The organism is Microbacterium sp. Soil_C_42 (genome assembly GCF_057656735.1).
Genome location: NZ_JBDGJU010000007.1, coordinates 110,361 through 130,220, shown reverse-complemented (window position 1 = coordinate 130,220; position 19,860 = coordinate 110,361). Strand labels below are relative to the sequence as shown.

General features: G+C 70.6%; 18 protein-coding genes. 7 read left to right on the top strand and 11 right to left on the bottom strand.

Annotated features, from left to right (window positions below; genetic code table 11):
* Positions 1-99: 99 nt before the first annotated feature.
* Entirely contained in the window at positions 100-1,146 is a 1,047-nt protein-coding gene (locus AC3A46_RS06985) for an ATP-dependent DNA ligase (RefSeq protein WP_056370876.1), read from the top strand.
* A 202-nt stretch (positions 1,147-1,348) separates the two neighbouring features.
* Here the strand turns inward: AC3A46_RS06985 and ligD are convergent, their stop codons facing one another.
* From ligD to AC3A46_RS06970, 3 genes are all read right to left on the bottom strand, one after another.
* Entirely contained in the window at positions 1,349-2,392 is a 1,044-nt protein-coding gene (gene ligD, locus AC3A46_RS06980) for a non-homologous end-joining DNA ligase (RefSeq protein ID WP_487664478.1), read from the bottom strand.
* A 140-nt stretch (positions 2,393-2,532) separates the two neighbouring features.
* On the bottom strand, positions 2,533-3,720 hold the full coding sequence (locus AC3A46_RS06975; protein ID WP_487664477.1) for an SseB family protein: 1,188 nt from the start codon (positions 3,718-3,720) through the stop codon (positions 2,533-2,535).
* 169 nt (positions 3,721-3,889) lie between these two features.
* Positions 3,890-4,306, bottom strand: a complete 417-nt coding sequence (locus AC3A46_RS06970) for a hypothetical protein (protein WP_487664476.1) — start codon at positions 4,304-4,306, stop codon at positions 3,890-3,892.
* Positions 4,307-4,385: 79 nt separating this feature from the next.
* On the opposite strand from AC3A46_RS06970, the gene AC3A46_RS06965 reads away from it, so the two are divergent.
* Positions 4,386-5,000: a MerR family transcriptional regulator gene (locus AC3A46_RS06965; RefSeq protein WP_487664475.1), complete on the top strand. Its 615-nt coding sequence runs from the start codon at positions 4,386-4,388 to the stop codon at positions 4,998-5,000.
* Between the two features lie 7 nt (positions 5,001-5,007).
* Here AC3A46_RS06965 and AC3A46_RS06960 read toward each other — a convergent pair whose 3' ends face one another.
* Entirely contained in the window at positions 5,008-7,467 is a 2,460-nt protein-coding gene (locus AC3A46_RS06960; RefSeq protein ID WP_487664474.1) for an ATP-dependent helicase, read from the bottom strand.
* Between the two features lie 77 nt (positions 7,468-7,544).
* Entirely contained in the window at positions 7,545-8,426 is an 882-nt protein-coding gene (locus AC3A46_RS06955; RefSeq protein WP_487664473.1) for a CHAD domain-containing protein, read from the bottom strand.
* Between the two features lie 115 nt (positions 8,427-8,541).
* Here AC3A46_RS06955 and AC3A46_RS06950 point away from each other — a divergent pair, with 115 nt between their 5' ends.
* Positions 8,542-8,931, top strand: coding sequence for a YccF domain-containing protein (locus AC3A46_RS06950; protein WP_487664472.1), 390 nt, complete (start codon positions 8,542-8,544; stop codon positions 8,929-8,931).
* Positions 8,932-8,939: 8 nt separating this feature from the next.
* Positions 8,940-9,629, top strand: a complete 690-nt coding sequence (locus AC3A46_RS06945) for a GntR family transcriptional regulator (protein ID WP_487664471.1) — start codon at positions 8,940-8,942, stop codon at positions 9,627-9,629.
* 134 nt (positions 9,630-9,763) lie between these two features.
* On the opposite strand, the gene AC3A46_RS06940 is transcribed toward AC3A46_RS06945, so the two are convergent.
* From AC3A46_RS06940 to AC3A46_RS06930, 3 genes are all read right to left on the bottom strand, one after another.
* Positions 9,764-10,282 (bottom strand): hypothetical protein, encoded by a 519-nt coding sequence (locus AC3A46_RS06940; protein ID WP_487664470.1) that lies wholly within the window; start codon positions 10,280-10,282, stop codon positions 9,764-9,766.
* 93 nt (positions 10,283-10,375) lie between these two features.
* Positions 10,376-13,408 carry a hypothetical protein gene (locus tag AC3A46_RS06935; RefSeq protein WP_487664469.1) on the bottom strand — a complete coding sequence of 1,011 codons (3,033 nt, stop codon included), beginning with the start codon at positions 13,406-13,408 and terminating at the stop codon, positions 10,376-10,378.
* A gap of 15 nt (positions 13,409-13,423) precedes the next feature.
* Positions 13,424-14,173 (bottom strand): EAL domain-containing protein, encoded by a 750-nt coding sequence (locus tag AC3A46_RS06930; RefSeq protein WP_487664468.1) that lies wholly within the window; start codon positions 14,171-14,173, stop codon positions 13,424-13,426.
* Positions 14,174-14,398: 225 nt separating this feature from the next.
* Here AC3A46_RS06930 and AC3A46_RS06925 point away from each other — a divergent pair, with 225 nt between their 5' ends.
* Positions 14,399-14,677 (top strand): hypothetical protein, encoded by a 279-nt coding sequence (locus tag AC3A46_RS06925; protein ID WP_487664467.1) that lies wholly within the window; start codon positions 14,399-14,401, stop codon positions 14,675-14,677.
* 7 nt (positions 14,678-14,684) lie between these two features.
* Here the strand turns inward: AC3A46_RS06925 and AC3A46_RS06920 are convergent, their stop codons facing one another.
* Entirely contained in the window at positions 14,685-15,125 is a 441-nt protein-coding gene (locus AC3A46_RS06920) for a MarR family transcriptional regulator (RefSeq protein WP_487664466.1), read from the bottom strand.
* A 235-nt stretch (positions 15,126-15,360) separates the two neighbouring features.
* On the opposite strand from AC3A46_RS06920, the gene AC3A46_RS06915 reads away from it, so the two are divergent.
* Entirely contained in the window at positions 15,361-16,707 is a 1,347-nt protein-coding gene (locus AC3A46_RS06915; protein WP_487664465.1) for a sensor domain-containing protein, read from the top strand.
* A gap of 112 nt (positions 16,708-16,819) precedes the next feature.
* Here the strand turns inward: AC3A46_RS06915 and AC3A46_RS06910 are convergent, their stop codons facing one another.
* Together AC3A46_RS06910 and AC3A46_RS06905 are read right to left on the bottom strand one after the other, a co-directional pair.
* Positions 16,820-17,626 carry an ABC transporter permease gene (locus tag AC3A46_RS06910; RefSeq protein WP_487664464.1) on the bottom strand — a complete coding sequence of 269 codons (807 nt, stop codon included), beginning with the start codon at positions 17,624-17,626 and terminating at the stop codon, positions 16,820-16,822.
* Positions 17,623-18,681 (bottom strand): ATP-binding cassette domain-containing protein, encoded by a 1,059-nt coding sequence (locus AC3A46_RS06905; RefSeq protein WP_487664463.1) that lies wholly within the window; start codon positions 18,679-18,681, stop codon positions 17,623-17,625. Before AC3A46_RS06905 ends, AC3A46_RS06910 begins: the two co-directional genes overlap by 4 nt.
* A gap of 61 nt (positions 18,682-18,742) precedes the next feature.
* Here AC3A46_RS06905 and AC3A46_RS06900 point away from each other — a divergent pair, with 61 nt between their 5' ends.
* A complete protein-coding gene (locus AC3A46_RS06900) occupies positions 18,743-19,765 on the top strand; it encodes a helix-turn-helix transcriptional regulator (protein WP_487664462.1) in 1,023 nt (340 codons plus the stop codon).
* Positions 19,766-19,860: the final 95 nt, after the last annotated feature.

Below are 19,860 nucleotides of genomic sequence, written 5' to 3'. Positions count from 1 at the left end.
CCTGCGTCCGCGTCGGCCCGACGTCGGCCCGACGTCGGCGCGGACGCCGGGCCGCAGCCGGGGTGTCGGGTATCGGCGGGGAACGGCAGGATGAGACGCATGCCGTACGAGATCCCTGCGCCGATGCTCGCGAAGTCCGTCCCCGACGTTCCCGAACCGGCGAAGGTGACGGGCGGGCTGAGCTACGAGCCGAAATGGGACGGGTTCCGCGCTCTCATCTCGTGGGACGGCGAGAACGTCGAGATCGGCTCGCGCGGCGCGAAGCCGCTGACGCGGTACTTCCCCGAGCTCGTCGAGGCGTTCGCGCGGCTCCTGCCCGAGCCGTGCCTGCTCGATGGCGAGATCGTCGTGCCGGTCGACCGCGACGGGCGACGCCGGCTCGACTGGGAGTCGCTGTCGCAGCGCATCCACCCCGCTGCCTCACGTGTGAACATGCTCGCCGAGACGACTCCGGCGATGTTCATCGCGTTCGACCTGCTGGCCGTCGGCGACCGCGACCTCCAGGACGAACCGTTCGAGACGCGGCGGCAGACGCTCGTCGATCTGCTGCGTGACGTGCCCGACCCCGTGCACGTCACGCGCACGACCGACGACCCCGATCTCGCCCGCCGCTGGCTCGCCGAGTTCGAGGGTGCCGGGCTCGACGGCGTGGTCGCGAAGCCGCTCGACCAGCCCTACGCCCCGGGCAAGCGCACGATGTTCAAGATCAAGCATGCGCGCACGGCCGATGTGGTGGCGCTGGGCTATCGCATCCACAAGTCCGGCGAGGGCGTCGGCTCGCTGCTCGTCGGCCTGTACGGCGAGGACGGCACGCTCTACCCCGTGGGGGGCGTGGCCGCCTGGAGCAACGCCCGCCGGCTCGAGCTCATCGACGAGCTCGCCCCCCTCGTCGAGCGCGACGCCGACGGCGAGGCGCTGCGCGGCGAGGGTGAGAAGTCGCGCTTCCAGGCGGGTCGGGCCGACTCATCGTTCGTGCGGCTGCGCCCCGAGCGCGTGCTCGAGGTTCGATACGACCAGCTCGAAGGCTGGCGCTTCCGCCACACCGTGCAGTTCGAGCGCTGGCGCCCCGACCGCGATCCGCGCTCGTGCACGTACGAGCAGCTCGAGGTGGTCGCCGCGTACGACTTGGCTGACGTCCTCGTCTGACGCCTTCGGCAGCGGGCGGATGCTGCGGGCTGTGCTCTTTTCGCCCGCCCGGGGCGGGTGTACGGTGCGGTCAGGGTCACTGCTGACGGAGGCATCCCTGGCCCGCCTCGACCACCGGCGCTCCCGCGGGTCGTCCCGGCACGCGGGCGTCCGCCGACTCGGGGTGAGTTCCGCACTGCGGGGCGCCGCCCCGACCGCACGCTCAGGCGTCGTCTTTGGGCCAGTTCGCCTCGTTCTTGCGGCTCGGCTGCACGCGCGGCGGCTCGCCGGGCATCTTCGGGAAGTCGGGCGGGAACGGCAGTTCGCCGAGCCCGTCGTCGAGGTCGCGCTGCCACCACTCCAGCAGCGTGTCGATGCGCCCCGGCTTCGCGAGCAGGTCCGCCCACGGGTCGCCGACGTCGGCCAGGCGCTGCGGAACCGTCCGTACCGTGAATGCGGACGGGTCGACCCCGGCCTCCAGCTCGTCCCACGTGAGCGGCGTCGACACGGTCGCGTTCGGCAGCGCCCGCGGGCTGTAGGCGCCGGCCATCGTACGGTCGCGGTTCGCCTGGTTGAAGTCGATGAAGATGCGCTCGCCGCGCTCCTCCTTCCACCAGTTCATCGTCACCTTGTCGGGAAGACGCCGCTCGAGCTCGCGGCCGGCGGCGATGACCGCGTGCCGCACGTCGAGGAACTCCCACTCCGGTTCGATGGGACAGAACACGTGGATGCCGCGATTGCCGCTGGTCTTGAGGAACGCCGTCAGACCCGCCTCGGCGAGGACGTCGCGCATCGCGGGGGCGATGGCGGCAGCATCCGTGAAATCCGTTCCCGGCTGCGGATCGAGGTCGATGCGCAGCTCGACGGGGTTGTCGGTGTTCGCCGTCAGCGACGCCCACGGGTGGAAGACGATCGTGTTCATCTGCACGGCCCAGACGGCCGCGGCGATCTCGGTGAGGATGATCTGCGGATGCCGCCGCCCGCTGTTGTACGTGACGGTCTGGGCTTCGACGAAGGCCGGCGCCCCCTTCGGCGGGTTCTTCGAGTAGAAGCGCTCGCCGTCGACGCCCTCGGGGAACCGCTCGAGCGAGACGGGGCGGTCGCCGTTGGCGGCGAGGAAGGGCTCCTGCACCGCGATGAGGTACTCCGCGAGCTCGCGCTTCGTGATGCCGACCTCCGGCCAGATCACCCGGTCGGGATTGGAGATCCCCACCTCGCGATCGCCGTCGGGACCGGGCACGGTGAGGGTGATCCGCGGGGACGCCATGGATCAGACGCTACCGGGGAGTCACGACAGGGGCCACACGACCAGAGGCTCCGCTCGACGCGCAGGCGGCGGGTGGAGGGGACGTGGGACAGGCACCCCGCTCACCGTGGGAACGGGGCTGTCCCGCGCGGCGGGAACCCTCAGTCGGCGAGCGCGAGCACCGGTGCGAGGTCCTCGCGGCTGAGCCGGATCCACGGCCCCGCGGGGTCGACCACCACACCCGTGATCCCCTCGTCGCTGCGCAACGCCTTGGCGAGCTGTGCGCCGGTGATCGGACCGGCGTTGTCACCGCGACCCATGACCGCGATCTCGAGCGGATGCGAGTACACCTCGAGGAAGCGACGCCCCTCCGCGTCGCGTCCCTCCGCGAGGCCGGGTGCGCCGCTGTCCGCGACCCCCACCGCGACCCAGAGGGGCACGCGGGTGAGCGCCTCGGCCACCTTGCCGTTCATCTCGGGGGTGCGCTCCGCCGCGAGCAGGGTCTTCACGGTCAGCTGCGGATCGGCCTGCTCGACGGCGCGTTCCAGGAGCTCCTTCGGCAGCACCGCGCGGGACGGCGCGGACGCGGGGTCGATGATGATCCCGTCGTAGGCACTGGCGAACACGTGCCGCAGCACCGTGAGCACGGGCTGGCCCATCGCCGAGGTCTCGACATCGCCGTCGGCCTTGACGCTCGCCTGAAGTGCGGCGCCGCTCGAGTAGACGAGGGCGAACGTGCGCTCGCCCGAGTTCGCGATCGCGAGCGGCAGACCCTTCCCCTCGGCGAGGAGCGCCCGGGCGTCACCCTTGACCCGCAGGAACAGGTGCCCCTGCATCAGCTGCCGCGCGACATCGAGCAGCGCCTGCGACGCCGGAGCGTCGCCGATCCGCCCGAGCGCGGCGCGCAGCAGCACATTGTCGCGCAGCCCCGGCACCGTCTCGGTCTGCTCGGGCGCCGTGCGCATCCACTCCCGCACACCCATGCGCGGCTGCGGTCCCGGAGGGACGGTCTCGCCGGCCTGAGGCTCGCGCGGCTCGGCCGGCTGAACCTGCGCAGACGCCGCGGGAGACACCCCGAGCCCGCCGAACGACGAGAGGGAGATGGACACCGTCCCCACGGCTTCTCCACTCTCCGCCGGCGCGTCGGGCGCGGTGCCGGACTCCGCCGCCGGGGCAGCGGCATCCGTCTCCGAAGCGGGCGCCTCCGGTGCCGGAGCCTCCGCCGCGGCGGAAGGAGCGGCCGCCCCGTCGGATGCGAGTTCGGCCGCGACGCCCTCAGCCTGTGCGGGCTCGGGGGAGGTCGACGGCTGCTCGGCGGGCTTCTTCGGACGGCGCGAGAACAAGGCCATTGTGCGAGCCTAACCCGCCCGCGCCGCTCGATCGCGTGCCGTTCTCAGGATCGTCGGCGACGGCGCGCGCCCACTCTCGCGGGACGGCAGGGATCCCGGCACACCCGGCCCCCGTAGTCCTGCGTTGCGACCACGACGTGACCACCGCGCGGCGCCGACGCCGCGGACCTCACCCCAGCGCGGAGACCCCGGCGACGATCACGCCGACACCGACGGCGAGAAGGGATGCTGCGAGCACGACCACCCCGGCCCACAGGAGCGCGATCGCGCGCCCGGGGCGCTGAGGGTCGCGTCCCCGCACCGACAGGAAGAAGCCGCCGGGAATGAGGAGCGCGCTCGCGAGCACGCCGACCGAGGCCCACTGCCACGGCAGCGGCACTCCGGCCGCCGACACCAGGAGGAGGCTCACGAGCCCCAGGATCACGAGCACGCCGGCGTGCGCGTGCCCGGCGCGGAAGAAGGTCTTCTGCAGCCCGTTGAAGGGCAGACCGCGCGTCGCGATCCGCAGCAGGAAGGTGCCGCCCGACATGATGCCGATGACGGTGAGGATCGTCGCGCCGGCGACGATCGTGAGGATCGGGTCCATCGTGGCCTCCGTTGGATAGTTTCGCTCTCCAATATTGGATAGCTATAGTATCCAATGTCAAGACCGAGGGGGCGGCGTCATGAAGATCTCGGAGCTGTCGGAGCGCAGCGGGGTTCCCGTGGCGACCGTGAAGTTCTACATCCGCGAGGGCATGCTTCCCCGAGGCGAGGCTCTCTCACCGACGCGCGCGGAGTACGGCGAGGAGCACCTCGCCCGCCTCACGCTCATCGGCGCACTGGCCGATGTGCGCGGACTCCCCCTGTCTCGTGTGCGCGACATCCTCGCGTTGATCGACGCCCCCGACGACGACCCCATCGCGACCCTGGGGCGTGCGGTGGGCGCCCTCCCGCCGTACGTCGAGTCCGACCGCGACGACTACCCCCGCGCACGAGAGGCGATCGGCGAACTCGGCCTCACCTACGACCCCGATTTCACCGCGGTCCCCCAGCTCGACGAGGCGCTGCGGGCCCTGGAAGCGGCGGGATTGGATGCCTCCCCCGCCGTGCTCCGCCGCTACGGCGACGCGATGCGCCGGGTCGCGGCCGAAGAGCTCGCACCGATGGCCGGCATGTCGCGCGCCGAGGCGGTGCCCTACGCGGTGCTCGGCACCGCGCTGTACGAGCCGGTGATGCTCGCCCTCCGCCGCCTGGCCCACCACCACCTGCTGGTCGAGGACACGGCGCCCCGCGACTGAGCCCGCGTCAGAGCTTGGCGATCGGGGCGATCTTGATCAGCAGCTTCTTCGGGCCCGCCGAGTCGAACCGCACGTGGGCGACGCGCTTCGCGCCCTCGCCGGTGACGGCGTCGACGCGGCCCTCACCGAAGTCGTCGTGACGGATGCGGTCGCCGGGCGCCAGCTCGAGGTCGCCGTTGTCGCGCACCTTGGCGGGGATCTTGTTCGCGAAACGTTCGAGGTTGCCCGACGGCTCGCGCCGCGCCAGCGGCACCAGGTCATCGCCGTAGCGCCGGCTGCCCGAACCGCCGAAGCCGGAGCCCGACCCCGAATCGCGGCGCGCGTTCAGCGCGCGCGACTGCGTTCCGCCGCGCGAGTTGACGTCGCCCGGAGACTGGCGCCAGTGCAGCAGCTCGGCCGGGATCTCCTGCAGGAACCGGCTCGGCATCGCCACCGTCACCTCGCCGAACTGCGCACGGGTCATCGCGAGCGAAAGGTACAGACGCTTGCGGGCTCGCGTGATGCCCACGTAGAACAGCCGTCGCTCCTCCTGGGGGCCGCCGGGCTCCCCCGCCGAGATCCGGTGCGGGATGAGGTCCTCTTCGACACCCGTGACGAACACGGCGTCGTACTCGAGGCCCTTCGCCGTGTGCATCGTCATGAGCGACACCGAGCCCGAGGCGTCCTCGAGGTCGTCGGCATCGGACACGAGAGCGACTTCGGTCAGGAAGTCGAGCAAGGTGCCCTCGGGGTTGTTGCGCGCGAACTCGCGGGCGACGGCGACCATCTCGTCGAGGTTCTCGATACGCGCTTCGTCCTGCGCGTCCTTGCTGGCGCGCAGCGCGTCGTAGTAGCCGCTCTTGTTCAGCAGCAGCGTCAGTCCCTCGGCGACCGCGGTGGGCGGGGCGAGCTCGCCCGACGCCGGAAGCATGATCTCGGATGCCTCGGCCAGCACCGCGTCGAGATGTGCGATGGCCGCCTGGATCTTGGGGCCGACACCCAGCGCCGACGAGTTCGCGAGCGCGTCGCGGAACGTGATCTGCTGGTCGGCCGCGTACCGCGAGATCGTCTCGATCGTCACGTCGCCGATGCCGCGGCGCGGGCGGTTGATGATGCGGCGCATCGCCATCTCGTCGGCCGGGTTGGCGACCGCGACGAGGTACGCCAGGGCGTCCTTGATCTCGGCACGCTCGTAGAACTTCGTGCCGCCCATGATCTTGTAGGGCAGCGCCGAGCGGATGAAGATCTCTTCCAGGGCACGGGACTGCGAGTTGGTGCGGTAGAACACCGCGACCTGCGAGTAGTCCACGCCGGCGCGGCGCAGGGCCTCGATCTCGTCGGCGACGAACTGCGCCTCGTCGTGCTGCGAGTAGCCCGTGAAGCCGACGATCTGCTCACCCTCGCCGACGTCGGTCCACAGCTTCTTGTCTTTGCGGTCGAAGTTGTGGCTGATGACGGCGTTCGCGGCCGACAGGATGTTCTGCGTCGACCGGTAGTTCTGCTCGAGCAGCACCACCTTGGCGCCCGGGTAGTCCTTCTCGAACTCGCTGATGTTGCGGATGTCGGCGCCGCGGAACGCGTAGATCGACTGGTCGGAGTCACCGACGACGGTGAGCGACGCGCCCTCTTCGGCGGCCGGCTCGGGCTCGAAGATCATCATGCCGCCGGAGCCGGCGAGGGGTGCAGCATCCGATCCCGGCGGACGCGTCAGCTCGTGGATCAGCGCGTACTGCGCGTGGTTGGTGTCCTGGTACTCGTCGACCAGCACGTGGCGGAACCGCCGCCGGTACACGTCGGCGACCTGCGGGAACGCGCGGAACAGGAACACCGTCTGCCCGATGAGGTCGTCGAAGTCGAAGGCGTTCGCCTTCTGCAGCTCCCGCTGGTACGCGCCGAACAACTCGACGAACACGCGCTCGGCAGGGTCGCTCATGTTGGCCGTGCGGGCGTAGGACTCCGCATCCGCCAGCTCGTTCTTGAGCCGCGAGATCTTCGACTGCGTGGCCGCGGGAGTGAGACCGAACGCGTCGGCCTCGTGCTCCTTGACGAGGCGCTTGATGAGCGCGCGCGAGTCGCCCGAGTCGTAGATCGTGAAGGACTTGGTGAAGCCGAACTGCTCGGCCTCGCGCCGGAGGATCCGCACGCACGCCGAGTGGAAGGTCGAGATCCACATGCCGCGCGACGAGTCGCCCACGAGCTGCTCGACGCGCTCTCGCATCTCGCCGGCGGCCTTGTTGGTGAACGTGATCGCCAGGATCTGACTCGGCCACGCCTCGCGGCCTCGCAGCAGCGACGCGATGCGCCGCGTCAGCACGCTGGTCTTGCCCGATCCCGCGCCGGCCACGATGAGCAGCGCCTGCCCGCGGTAGGTCACGGCCTCCCGCTGCTGCGGGTTGAGCCCTTCGAGCAGGTCCTCGTCGAGGCGTGCGCCGGCGGCCTGAGGGCCGATGTCTCTGCCGACGATGATGGGGGTGCTGGCGTCCGTCATTGCCCGTCAAGTCTAGGCGCGCACGCCGACACCCACGCCGCCCGGCTCACGTGGGTGCAGAGCGCGGATGCTGCGCCTCACGGCAGCCGCGATGCCGCCGCCTTCAGGCGCTTCAGCGCCGGCGGCACCTCCTTCAGCCGTTCCTCGGCCTCGTCGCGCAGCAGGTCGGCGATCGTCTCGTACGCGTCGGACAGCTCGCCCGCCCGGCCGGCGAGCGCCCCTTCGTGGGACACCCGCCGCGCGAGCAGCATCGCATCGCGGTGCGCGCCGAGCGCGTCATGCAGGTGGTCGCCGGCATCGGCGATGGCTTCGACCTGCGGGGGGAACACGTCCGGCGCCACGTCCGCGATCGCCTCGGCGACGTACCGCGTTCGGCGTGCGGCCTTGCGCAGCTCGTGGTGCGCCTCGTCCGAGCCGTCGAGTCGGCCCTCGGCCTTCTCCACGCGCCGCGCCTGCTGCGCGAGCACGGTGGCGAGCACGGCCGCTGCGGCCCGATCCGGCTCGACGACGACCACCGGGTCGACGAACTCCCGCAGCAGCCGTGCGCGCTCCTCCGCCCGCGGCGATCGGGCGAGCTCCACGAGTCGCCCGTGCGCAGCGGGGTACGCCTCGCGCTGGCTCTCGACGAGCCGATGCACGACGGCCGGGTCGTCGATCCCGGCGCGCTCCAGCATCTCCTCCGCGACATCAGCGCGCACTTCGATGTCGCGCACGACGCCGAGTTCGCGGCCCCACTCGGCGTACGCGACCCGCACCCGCTCGACAGCTCGCGTGTCGAGCGCCTCGCGGAACCCCCCGAGCACACTGCGCAGGCGCCGCACCCGCACACGGTGCTGATGCACCCCGTCGGGCTCGTCGGCCAGGGCTGCGGCGGCGCTCTGCTCGACCTCGGCCGCCGCGCGGCGCAGGATCTCGCCCAGCACGTCCCCGACGGTGGGGTTCTCCCGCGACCTGAGCATCCCCCGAGCCTAGGGACGCACCACGCGGCGGGGAAGATCGGCGACCACGGCAGCACGCAAGACTCGGGGGCCGGCTGGGGGGAGCTTTCAGCGGCGAGTGGGCAAGATGGACCTCATGCGCACCCTCCTCAACATCATCTGGCTCGTGCTGTCGGGCTTCTGGATGTTCCTCGGCTACATGCTGGCGGGGGTGGTGCTGTGCATCCTGATCCTCACCATCCCGTGGGGCGTCGCCTCGTTCCGCATCGGCCTCTACGCCCTCTGGCCGTTCGGCCGGACCATCGTCGACAAGCCGACGTCGGGGGTCGGCTCGTTCCTCGGCAACGTCGTCTGGGTGATCCTCGCCGGCTGGTGGCTGGCGATCGGTCACATCATCACCGGCATCGCGCTGTGCATCACGATCATCGGCATTCCGCTGGGCATCGCGAGCTTCAAGCTCGTCCCGATCTCGCTCATGCCCCTCGGCAAGGTCATCGTCGACAGCCGCACGCTGCAGCCGGTCTGAGTCTGCCCGTGACTGCCCAGCCCTCATCCGCCGGCACGGCGGCAGACGCCACGATCGGCGCGACGCATCAACCGCTGCGCGAACGCGTGCGGGATCTCCTTCGCGACCGCATCGTGCGCGGCGATCTCGTGCCCGGCGACCGCCTGGTGGAGCGAGTGCTCGCTGAAGAGATGGGTGTCTCGCGCGTCCCGGTCCGTGAAGCGCTCACCCTCCTCAAGGGCGAGGGCTTCGTGCAGGAGGTGCCGCGTCGCGGCGTCATCGTCACGGTGCTGGCGAAGGAGGACGTCGACGACCTCTTCGACGTGCGCGTCGCCCTCGACGTGCAGTGCGCGCGACTCGCGAGCGCGCGGGCGACGGATGCGGAGATCCAGGCGCTCGCCGCCATCGCCGACGAAGCCGACGCCGCGCTCGTGCGGGGCGACCTCGGTGCGGTCGCCGAGCTGAACCAGGCCTTCCACGACGCCCTGCCGCGCATGGCGCACAACCGCATCCTGGCGTCGACCCTCGAGCCGCTCGAGGGGCGGCTCCACTGGGTGCTCCGCCAGAACCGGTCGCCCGAGATCCTGCTCGCCGAGCATCGGGAGCTGGTCGAGGCCCTCGCGAAGCGCGACGCCGACGCGGCTGCCGATGTCGCGCTGCGCCACGTGGACACGAGCCGCGCCCTCTGCCACGAGATCATGCTCGGCGGCGAGGACTGAAACGGCGGCCGTGACGGCCCCCGCCGCTTCAGCGCCCTGAGCGTCCGCGCACGCGAACGCGCCGTGCACCCGAAGGCACACGGCGCGAACGCGGTGGATCAGGCGCCGGCCGTGGGGCGGCCGACGCCTGGCGATCACTCGGCGACGAGGCTGCTGCAGCCCTCGTCGCCCGAGCCGACGCAGACCACGAGGGTCTCGGTGTCGACGAGGTCCTCGGGAACCTGGAAGCTCCACACGAACGTGTAGGACTTCTCGGGCGTCATCGGAACCTCGACGGAGCGCTGCGAGACCGCATCGGCCGAGAACGACTCATCCGTGGTGGAGCGCAGGACGGGCGCCACATCCACGTCGGACTGACCCTTCTCCGACACCCACTGGGCGACGTTGACGGTGACCCACTGGTTGCCCTCGGCGGGCTCGTCGAGGGTGGCGGCGGCGCTCTCGTCGGGGACGATGCTGCTCCACACCTCGAGCTCGGTGCCGTCGGCGCCGACGCGGTCACCGGCAGCGGCGGGCTCGGTGACCGACGAGGTCACGACGGAGTCAGCAGCCGACGAGGACGTCGGCTCGGGGGTGGCGGTGGACGCGCAGCCGGCGAGCAGAAGGCCGGACACGGCGGCGATGGACAGGAGTGCTGTGCTTCGTGAGCGCATGGTGAATACCTCTTCGAATTGTTTCGGGGATGTTTCTAAAGTACTCCTCCGAAACGTGTGGTCCGACCACGCGCAGCCGTGCCCTCCCGCCTTTCAGGAGGGACCGGATGCCGGGCCCCCACGCTGTCGCCACGGCACCGCGAGCAGCAGGCCGACGAGGAGCAGCGCACCGCCGAACGCGGCGGCCACCCAGGGGGTCACGGACGGGATCTCGAGGTACGTCGTGATGCCGAGGATGCGGGCGAGACCCCAGGGCAGCAGACCCATCTCGTCGTTCCAGAGCGTGAGCGCGGTCTCGAGGCCGATCGCCCCGACGGCCACCGCAGGCACGAGCAGTCCGGCGCCGACCGCGGCGAGCACGTATCCGGTCGCACGCCGCGCGCGCACCTGCGCCGACAGCGCCCAGCCGGCGGCGACGAACACCCAGACGAACAGCGCGAACGCGACGCTGATGTAGACCGTGCGCAGCAGCGGGTCGGTCCAGAACGCGAACCAGTACCCTCCCGGGCCCGTGAACGAGAGGGCGAACAGCGTCACGATGCAGCGCAGCATCACGACCCCGCCGACGGCGGCGATGACCGGCCACGGCGAGCGTTCCCAGACGAAGAGGCGCAGCACGAGCGCGAACACGACCCAGGCGCCGATGATGACGGCGAGGTGCGTCCACGAGAGGAACGACGTCTGCACCGCGCGCGTCGCGACGAGCAGCCCCGCCGGCACGACCAGCAGCAGCCACCGGTCGAGCTCGAGCAGGCCGAGGGTGGATTCGCGCGCCCGCCATGGCCGCGTCGACGCGATCCACGTCGCGCGCGCCGCCGCAGCACCGGGCTTGCCGACCAGCCTCGTGCGTGCGGCGAGCATGCCGATCACGACCCAGGCCAGGGCGAGCACGAGCAGCACGCGGGCGACCCACGCCATGGGCTCGTCGCGCACCGCGCGCTCGACGCCGAGCTGCGCGGCGGTGAGGTTGAACGCGGGGTAGTCCACGTTGCCCTCGTACTTCGCGAGGTGCTCGGCCGCGCGCTCCTCGTACACGACGCGGTCGGACTCCCACTGCGCATGAGCCTCGGGCGAGAGCGTGTCGTGCCACTGACCTTGATGCAGGATCATCGCGCGATACGACTCGAGCAGCCGGAGGGTGTCGAGCTCGTAGTCCAGCGTGTCGAGGAACGCGGCCCGCATCTCGGGCGAGCGCCAGGTCGCGGCATCCGTCTCCGAAACGAGATCGCGCATCTGCTCGACCGCCTCGGCCGCCTGGGCGCCGTCGCCGATCGCCGCTTCGACTCCGTCGGCACCGCTGTCCCGCACGATCGAATACAGCACGTCGAGCACGGCGGAGTCGCCGGTGAGGATGTCCCACTCGAAGATCCACATCATGGGCGGCGGTTCGAGCCCGATCGCGAACACGCGCTGCTCGGCGAACTGCGGCACGTACATGCCCTGCGCGATGGCGTCGCGGGAGTGCGTCATCGCCTCGACGACCGCCTCGACCGTGGCGGGGTCTTCGGAGAAGTGCTCCCGGGCCCACGCCGCGGTGATGCCGGCGACGTCGGCCTCGGGATTCTGAGCGAGGGATGCGGCGAGCTGCGTGTTCAGCTCGTACAGCTGCCAGAATCCCGACTTCAGGTACAGGCTCATGGGTCCGGCGCGCCACGGACCGCCGTCCTGGGTCCAGACCCAGATGCCCTCGACCTGGTCGTTCGCGGCGAGCAGCTGCTGCAGCGCCCACTGGTACTGCGGGCCGAGGTCGTTGGGGAACGCGCCGAAGTTCTCGAACTCGCGCCGGCTCTGGAACTCGACGATGCGCCGCTGCGAGCCCTGCTCGAGGGTCTCGTTGAGGGGCAGCCACGTGTAGAAGTCGCCGAGCGTGTACTTCGTCGACACGATGAGCGCCGGCGAGTCGAGCTGTGCGAGCACCGCCTCGTACGACTCCGAGTTCGTGTGCATGTCCCCGACGGCGCCGACGCCGACGGACCACGTGCGGAAGATCACTTCGCGATCGGATGCCTCGGCCTGAGCGGTGAACGCCTCGAGCATCGTGCGCACGGCGTCGACCGATGTCACCTCGAGCGCGGAGTAATAGTCCCAGCCGCCGACGTCGTAGACCGGACCGGCCTCGCCGATGCGGATGAGCACGCCGTCGAGCGCGGGCACCGCGTCGTACAGCTCGTCGAGGCCGGCGGTGTAGACGTTCCAGAGCTCGGGGTTCTCGGTGTCGAGCGAGCCGAACTCGTCGGCGAGGTACTGCTCGAGCGGACCGGTGAGCGCGAGCATGTCGGTGCGCAGGAACACCTTCATGCCCAGCTCGTCGGCCCGCTCCCAGAACGGCGCGTACGCGTCGCGCAGGGCGAGCGCCTTGTCGCGATGGTCGTCGCCGTCGGCGTAGACCGGGCCGTCGGGCGCCCCGTCGAAGGTGACGTACTCGACGAACCCGGGGAACGCGACGGCGTTGAACCCGTTCGCGAGCGAATGCCGCAGGAAACCGTCGAAGTCGTCGAACGCGGCGGCGAGCGCGGTCTGGTCGACGTACGGCGGCTCGGGCTGCATCACCGCGGCGAACGCCTTCGACGCGTGCGAGTAGTCGTCGCCGGACTCCCACTCCGTCGGGTCGGGGATCACGCCGACCGCGCCGAGGTCGGTCATGCGCAGCGGCAGTCGCGACGCCTCGTGCGCGCCGACGAGGTCGGCGACCGGTGCCGCGGCGCGGACCTGGGTGCTGAGGTCGTAGATGCCGCGCGTGACGCCGTCTTCGCCTCCGGCGCGGATGAGCAGCGCGGCGGCATCCCCCTCGACGGCGTACGCGTCGTCGGTCGCGGCGAGGGTCGGGTCGATCCGCACCGTGAGCACGGCTTCGCCGGAGGTTCCGGATGCTGCGGTCACCGCATCCGTCAACTCCTCGAGGGCGACCGACACGCGCTCCGTGGCGGGGGCGTCGAATGTGAACGAAGGCGGGAGGACCGGGGCGGCGACCGCGGGCACGACAGGGGCTTGCGGCTCCATCTGGGCCGAGGGCTCGGTGCGGATGCCGAGCGCGTCTCCGACGGCGAACGCGACCCCGGCGCCGAGCGCCAGCAGGATGATCGAGGTGACGACAGCGAGGATGCCTCGCCGTCGCGCCGTCGTCATCCCTTGATCCTAGATCTACGGGAACGTGATCTCTTCGTGCGGCTGCCGGATGAGGAACCCCTGCGCACGATCGCAGCCCAGCTCCACGGCGATGTCGAGATGGGTGAGAGTCTCGATCCCCTCCGCCACCACACGCAGCCCATGTTCGTGCGCGACCTCCACCCGATCGCGCAGCGATGCCGGCGCGGGCCGCTCGGCAGCCCGCACCAGGTGGCCCGGCAGCTTCACCTCGGCGACCGGAAGGCCCCGCAGAAGGTCGGGCGACGGGGGCTCGTCACCGAAACCTGCCAGCGAGAACTCCACACCGATGTCGCGAAGCACGTGCAGCTGCGACAGCACCGCACCATCGTCGACCGGCGGCAGGTCATGGGGAAGCTCGAACACGAGTGAGCCGGGAGCGAGCGCACGTCGCTGGAACTCGCCGGCGACGTGTTCCGCGAAGGATTCGTCCTCGAACTGCACCGGCGACACGTTGACGGAGACGGCCCAGTCACGGCCCGTCTCCCGCCATCCGGCGAGCGTGCCGAGACATTCGTCGAGCATCCGCCGTCCGAGCGCATGGATCACCCCGGTGCGCTCGGCGACACCGATCATCGTCACCGGATCGATGTCGCCCAGGCGCGGGTGCCGCCAGCGGCAGAGCGCCTCGGCTGCCACGATCGACCCGCTCTCCAGCGACACCTGCGGCTGGTAGACGGCGAAGATCTCAGCGCCGCCGACAGCGGCGGCCAGATCATCCTCGAGGTCTCCGGGGGTGGTGCGCATCCCTCAAGTCAGCCCTGCGCGGCAGCGCCGCCGCAAGCGGACGCGCGAAGCACGACGATCGGCTAGAGTCCGCCCTGCCACGCCCCGGCCGGTGTCTCGATGAAGGGATCCCTGGATACCTATACTTTTCTCGTCGCAGGAGGCAGCAGGAGGATCGCGATGGCGTTTCGGAATCGGGAGACATTGGAGTCTTGGCTCGCCGAGTATCGCGCGGAGGGAAAGCCCATGGCCGACGCTGCCCGCGTCACGGTGCAGGACGGCGACGGCGGCGCGAACACCGGCCTCGTGGTCTTCCGGCTCGGTCACGCTCCGACCGGCGTCTTCATCCAGCCTGAGACGCCGGACGCCACCGCATGGGTCGCGACGATGGAGCCTCGTGAGGAGAACCTCGTCCTCGATGCCTCCGGGGTGCTCCAACTGTCGGCAGAGCTGGCCGCGGTCTCCGAACTGTGTGCGTTCCTCGAGGCGAAGTCGCTCGCGTATCAGGGCACCGACGACGCCTGACGGCGAGTCAGCGCCGCGCCCCCACTGTGGCCGCGGTCAGGGCCTCGAGGAGGACGGTCGAATTCTGGACCAGCGTCGGATCCGCAGCACCGACCGCGGCGTCGAAGTCGTCGTCGAATCGGTTGAGCTCTGACCAGGGGTCCTCGGCGATGTCGATGGTGGCGGTGATGCGGTTCACGCGCCTGTCGTCCGGGTCGACATCACGCCGCACGAGAGACCGGCTGACCAGTCGATCGATCAATGTCGTCACCCCGGCCGACGTGATGCCGAGATACTCACGCAGCGCCGTCGGCCGCGTACCCGGATTGCCGACCACGAACAGCAACGCGCGGGCGTCCATATCGCTGATGCCGAGGCTGGCGCGCGCCGTCACCAGTGCCGCGTTGCGCGCATCGATGTACCGACGCAACGCCACACCGAGGGTCAGCGCCGGTGTGTCGTTCGCCATGCCGTCATTCTCTCTCAGCCGCGTGGGGACCAGAATAGCTCAGATCCACAAATATTTAAGATATTTACCTAAGTCTTCGAAGCATCGACTAGACTGGACACACCCGCTGAGGCGACGTCACTCGTCGTTCCCAAGACCCGCCGCCTCGACTGAGAAGCCAGGAGGCCACCGTGACCCACGGAGATGCCCCGACCCGATGCCTCGAACCGACCAACCCGCACGCCATGAGTCTGCCGTGCTAGGTCTCGCGGTCTGCGGGCTGATCACCGTCGACCGTCAGTCGACGATTCTCGATGCCAACGCGCAAGTGCTGAAGTGGCTGGGCTCCGACGGTGAGGACGTCATCGGAAAGCCGCTCGAAGCCCTGCTCACTCTGCGCATGCCGCTCGCGGACGAGGGCGGTATGCGCCCGACGGATGCCACTCTGCATGGTGTCTCAGGGGTCGTCCGCCCGGTGGTGGTCGGATCGCTCGGTGAGGACGAGAGCGGTGCGGAGCGCATCGCCGTCTACGACGTGTCGCCGCGGTCATCCTTCAATCTGGGGTTCCAGGGGGCCGAGGCGAAGACGGAACGCGGCAGGCAGCGACTGCAGATCCTCCTCAACGCGGCGGTCGGCTTCGGCAATGTGAGAACCGAGACCGATGCGGCAGAACTCCTGGTGGACGTGGCGCAGCGCGCGTTCGCCGCGAGCGCGGTGAGCGTGCACATCGGCGGACCCGACGGGCTGGTCCAGGTCGCCGGGGTGAACCCGCTCGCCGCCCATTGGCCGGCGGGCCTCCGTCCGGCCGGAACGACGACCTTCCTCGGCGGCAAGGTGCTGATCGTGCGCTCCCCCGAGCATGCGGATTCCTTCGTGCCCGGGGTCGGGATGAGCGACATCTATCGCGCGGGCGGCGTGCACGCGGCGATCGCCTCGCCGATGCGGTCCCACGGAGACGCGGTCGGTGCCATGGTCTGCTTCTTCGACCACCCGCGCGAGTTCGACGAAGAAGCCGTTCCGCTCGCCGAGGCGCTGTCGAATCAGGCGGCTCAGGCGATCGCGCGGATCCGGCTGGAAGACACTCTGCGCCGCGCAGCGATGCACGACGAGGTGACCGGACTGCCGAACCGGCGACTGATCGAGGAAGACGTCACGCGCACGCTCTTCCAGGACTACTCGGCACTCACCGTGATCTTCATCGATCTCGACGGATTCAAGGCCGTGAACGACCTGCTCGGTCACGCCGCCGGTGACGCCCTCCTCCGGGAGATCGGGCAGCGGTTGCGCGGGGTCATCCGCGAGTCGGATGTGCTCGGGCGGTTCGGTGGAGACGAGTTCATCGCGGTCGCCGCGGTGGACAGCGTCGGCGACGCCGCAGCGCTGGCCGACCGCATCCGCGCCGCGATCGCGGAGCCCTACGACGATCTGCCGCCCGCGCTGTCCATCACGGCGAGCGTCGGCGTGGTGACGGTGGGCAACGACGGCGCCCCGGTCATGGACCAGCTCATCCGCGCCGCGGACCACGCCATGTACGAGGCGAAGATGGCCGGCGGGGACCGCGTCGCCGTCGCCCGCACCGCCTCGACTCCGGTCCTCCAGTAAGCCCCGCTGCCGACGCCGATCCCCGCTCGGTGAGCGAGCGAAGCGCGTCGAAACGCAGAGACGAAACGCCTCGGACCGGCGAGCAGCGCCGGCCCGAGGCATCCATCCCGCGTCAGCTGCTCTTGCGCATCGCGCGGATCCCGACGGCCAGCCCGACCACCGCGAGCACGATCGCCGCGACCCAGCCCCACAGCACCTCGATCGCGCCGAGGTCGCCGGCGAACAGCGCGCGTTCGGCCTGAACGACCCAGTTCACCGGGTTCACCGTCGAGACCGCGCGCATCCAGGCCGGCCCCTCGTCGAGCGGCAGGAGCATGCCCGACAGGATCAGCAGCGGGAAGATGAGGGTCTGCTGCACGCCCCAGAAGAGCCACTCGCGGTCCTTGGTCTTGAGCGCGAGCGTGTACGACAGCGACCCCAGCCCCACGCCGAACACCGCGAGCAGCGCGAGCCCGATCACGAGTCCGGACACGTTGATCGTGAAGCCGAACGGCCACGCGATGAGCACGATGATCAGCGCCTGCACGACGATCGGCGCGATCTCCTTGAGCGCACGGCCGACCAGCAGCGACGATCGCGCGAGCGGCGCGACCAGCGTGCGCTCGTGCGAGCCCGTCATCATCTCGTACTGCAGGTTCGACCCGGTCGCGCCGGTGCCGAACAGCACGATCATCACAAGCACGCCGGGCACGAACCACTGCAGGGTCTCGCCCACCGGCGCGCCCGACGAGCCGACGAGCAGCGGCGCGAACAGCCCGAGGAACACCAGTGGCTGCACCAGGCTAAAGATCAGCGTGAACGGATCGCGCACGACCGGCTTCAGCTCGCGCGTCAGCACGTTCCACGTGTCGCGCGCCGGGTTCGCCCGCACTGCGGTGTCGGGCCGGCTCTCGATCCGAGTCTGCATCTGGTCGGTCATCGCTTCGCTCCTGTCGTCTCGGTCACCTGTTTGGCGGTTCCGGATGCCTCGGCCGACGCCTCCGCGCTCTCGTCGGATTCGCCCTCGCCTTCGCCGGCCTCGCGCAGCGTGCGGCCGGTGAGCGCCAGGAACACGTCGTCGAGCGTCGGAGGCACACCGGTCGCGGTCCGCACCATGAGACCGGCCGCGTCGAGCGCGCGCACCGCGGCGGGCAGCAGCGCGTCACCCTCCGGCACGGTGAGGACGACGGATGCCTCGACCCGCCGCACCTCGCGCCCGGTGAGCCGCTGCACCACGGCGACGGCGGCCGCAGCATCCGTCTCGCTTCCGAAGCCGAAGGTGAGCACGTCGCCCGCGAGCTCCGCCTTCAGTCGTGCCGCGGTGTCGTCGGCGATCACGCGGCCCTTGTCCATGACCATGACGCGCTCGGCGTAGCGGTCGGCCTCCTCGAGGTAGTGCGTCGTGAGGAAGACGGTCGTGCCGTACTGCGCGCGCAGATCGATGATGTGCTGCCAGAGGTTGGCGCGGCTCTGCGGGTCGAGTCCGGTCGACGGCTCGTCGAGGAACAGCAGCGGCGGCGCGTGCATGAGGCCGAGAGCGACGTCGAGCCGGCGCTTCTGACCGCCCGACAGCTGCTGCACCGACCGGGTCGCGAAGCCGGCGAGGTCGAGGGACTCGATGAGCTCGTCGGCGCGCGCGCGGGCCGCGGCCTTGGACATGCCGTAGAACGCGCTCTGACTCAGCAGCTCGTCGCGGGCGCGCTGCGAGAAGCTGCCGCTCGTGAGCTGGCCGACGTAGCCGATGCGGGCGCGCACCTCGGCGGGCTGCTTCAGGATGTCGAACCCGACGACCCGAGCTGTGCCCGATGTCGGCGGGATGAGGGTCGTGAGCAGACGCAGGCTGGTCGATTTGCCGGCGCCGTTGGGTCCGAGGAACGCGACGAGCTCGCCGCGCGACACCTCGAACGCGAGGTCGTCGACGGCCTCGACGGTCTTGCCCTTCACAGTGAAGCGCTTGGTCAAGCCCTGCGCTTGGATGATCGATTCGTTCGCCATGGCCCCAAGCTACGAGCGGATGCGGACAGATATTGTCCGCGATGCATGAGATTCTTCTGGCATGGCCGACACCACCACGCGAGCCCTGTCGCTGCTCAACCTGCTCCAGACTCACCGGCATTGGCCCGGCTCCGAGCTGGCCGATCGCCTGGGCGTGACCGAGCGCACCGTGCGGCGCGACGTCGAGCGGCTGCGCGAGCTGGGCTACCGCATCGAGTCGATCCCGGGCGCGGCGGGCGGCTACCGCCTCGAGGCCGGCAGCGCCGTGCCACCGTTGCTGCTCACCGATGAAGAGGCCGTGGCGATGGCGATCGGGCTGCGGGTGGCGGCATCCCAGCGCCTCGTGAGCGGTCCCGAGACGACCATCACCGCGCTCGCGAAGCTCGAGCAGGTGCTGCCCACTCCCCTGCGCCGCCGCGTCGCCGCGCTGGCCGAGACCGTGCAGCCCGCCGGACTCAACGCCGGCGCCGCCGTGTCGGGCGAGGTGCTCGGCGAGCTCGCCCTCGCCACGCGCGACCACGAGCGGGTGCGGTTCACCTACACGGCGGCGTCGGGCGAGGTCACGCATCGCCGCGTCGAACCGCATGCCCTCGCGCCCGCCGACCGGCACTGGTACCTGCTCTGCTGGGATCTCGACAAGGAGGACTGGCGCACGTTCCGCGTGGATCGGCTGGCGGACGTCGCGCACACCCGCGTGCTCTTCGAGCCGAAGCCCCTGACGCCGGAGCAGATCGAGGAGTTCATCTTCGTCGCGCGCTCGTGGGCGCGTCAGGCCGTCGAGGCGGATGCCGTGATGGAGCTGCCGCTGAACGAGATGCGGGACTACTTCGGCCAGTGGGGTCAGGGCGCGACCGCCGAGGACGCCGCGCACACGCGCTGGCCGGTGGGCGGTTCGGACTTCCGGGAGACGATGTACGGCCTGACATGGATCCCGGCAGGGGTGGAGTACACGACGGACCTGCCGTCGCCGGCTCGGGAAGAGCTGCGCGAGACGCTCGAACGGATGCTGCGAGCCCTGGACGCGCCCGCTCCCCCTGTGCCGCCCGAGCGGGCGCTGGCCCGGAAGCGGCAGCTGCCGGCGTAGCTCGCAGACCGTCGCGTTTCGACTTCGGGCGCCGACCGGGGGCCAAGGTTTCGCTCGTCGAGCGAGCTTGAGAGTCGAAACGTCGGAGCGCGGCG